Here is a 2,005-nt window from a genome sequence, read left to right on the forward strand (position 1 = left end):
AAGGCGCCCCAGAAGGCGGGCACGCTCGTCCCCGCCGCGAGCCGCGCGCCCGGCCGTCCCAAGCTGCGCGTCGTCCTCGACGCCGGACACGGCGGCGTGGACCCCGGCATGGTCGGCTACATCGTCGAGAAGGAGGTCACGCTCGACGTGGCGCTGCGCGTCCGCGACCTGCTCGTGAAGCGCGGCGTGGAGGTCATCCTCACCCGCGACCGCGACCGGGACCTCTCGCACGACAAGGCCAAGGACCTCAACCTGCGCGCCGCGATGGCGAACGCGGGCACCGTGAACGCCTTCGTCAGCATCCACGTGAACGCCGCCTCCCCGGCCGCGCAGGGCATCGAGACGTGGGTGTTCGGGCAGCTGCTCGAAACGCACAACCGCACCCTCGCCGTCCGCGAGAACGGTGGCGGCGACCTCGGCGAGCGCGTCACGCGCGAGACCGCGAACGTCGCCGGGAACCTCCTCGGCGACCTGCTCGCGCAGAGCAACCTCACGTACTCGCGCAAGCTCGCGCAGTCCGTGCAGAAGAACCTCATCCGCGCGACGGGCGCCGTGAACCGCGGCATCGGCACCGCGCCCTTCCGCGTCATCCGCGACGCCCGCACGCCCGCCATCCTCATCGAGGTGGGCTTCGGCACGCACCCCGTGGAGGGCCGCAAGCTCGCAGACGCCACCTACCGCGCGAAGATGGCGGCGGCCATCGCGGACTCCATCGGGGACTTCCTGCACGCGGACGAATAAGTTGTAGAGACGCGCCAACGCCCCAGGCAAGAGCGAGGGACCGCTCCCGCCATGAGTGTAGAGACGCGTCCACGCACGAGGCATGAGCACCGAACCGCTTCGGTGCGTACGCAGGCAGAGCGTACGACGCCAAAACGCCGACGGCCACCCATACGTGGAGGGACACGCCACCGCCCCAGGCATGAGGACCGGGCCGTCCCGGGGCGTACGACGGCAGAGCGCACGCAGGCGGTCCGTACGACGCCCAAACGCGGACGGCCCCTCCCCTCCTCAGAGTCCCGCGAGGTGCTGGTGCACGAAGGACACCGTGACGCTGCCCTCGCCGACGGCGCTCGCGACGCGCTTGACGCTGGTGGAGCGGACGTCCCCGACGGCGAACACGCCGGGCACGTTCGTCTCCAGCGGGTAGGGAGCGCGCTCCAGCGGCCAGCCGCGCAGGTCGTCCGGGCCGAGCTGATCGCCGACCTTCACGAAGCCGCGCGCGTCACGCGCGACGACGCCGCCCAGCCAGTCGGTGCGGGGGGCCGCGCCGATGAAGCTGAACAGGAAGTGCGCCTCGTGGACGCTCTCCTCGCCGGTGGCGCAGTCCTTGAGGACGATCTCGTCGAGGCGGTCCTCGCCGCGGCAGGCCATGACCTCGTGCCGCAGCAGCACCTCCACGTGGTCCTCGCGGCGGATCTGGTCGACGAGGTACTGCGACATCTTCGCCTCCAGGCTCGCGCCGCGCACGAGCATCACGACGTGCCGGGCGTACTGCGCGAAGTACAGCGCGGCCTGCCCGGCGCTGTTGCCCGCCCCGACGATGTAGACGACCTCACCGGCGCAGCTCACGGCCTCGCTGCGCGCCGCGCCGTAGTAGACGCCCTTGCCGGAGAAGCGCTCGGCGTCCCGCGCGGGGAGCTTCTGCCAGCTCACGCCGGTGGAGAGGACGACGGTGTGCGCGGCCACGTCGGGTTCCCCGTCGATGCTCAGCACCCGGTACTGCCCCTCGACGCGCAGGCCGGTCACGACGCGGGGCGTGAGGATCTCCACGCCGAACTTCTGCGCCTGCGCGACGGCGCGGCGGGCGAGGTCGCCGCCGCTGAGGCCGCTGGGGAAGCCGAGGTAGTTCTCGATGCGGCTCGACGTGCCCGCCTGCCCGCCGGGCGCCTCGCCCTCCACGAGGATCGTCTGGAGGCCCTCGCTGGCGCCGTAGACGGCGGCGGCGAGTCCGGCGGGGCCGCCTCCGACGATGGCGAGGTCGTAGAAGGGCCGGGACGCGGGG

2 protein-coding genes are annotated in these 2,005 nt (G+C 72.4%); one reads left to right on the forward strand and one right to left on the reverse strand.

Features of this window, described 5'->3' with window-relative positions:
- A partial coding sequence (locus DEIPI_RS27305) for an N-acetylmuramoyl-L-alanine amidase family protein (RefSeq protein WP_052351543.1) occupies positions 1-741 on the forward strand: 741 nt, incomplete at its 5' end.
- A 270-nt stretch (positions 742-1,011) separates the two neighbouring features.
- Here DEIPI_RS27305 and DEIPI_RS27310 read toward each other — a convergent pair.
- A partial coding sequence (locus DEIPI_RS27310) for an NAD(P)/FAD-dependent oxidoreductase (RefSeq protein WP_157463349.1) occupies positions 1,012-2,005 on the reverse strand: 994 nt, incomplete at its 5' end.

The organism is Deinococcus pimensis DSM 21231 (assembly GCF_000519345.1).
In the GTDB taxonomy this organism is placed as follows: domain Bacteria; phylum Deinococcota; class Deinococci; order Deinococcales; family Deinococcaceae; genus Deinococcus_A; species Deinococcus_A pimensis.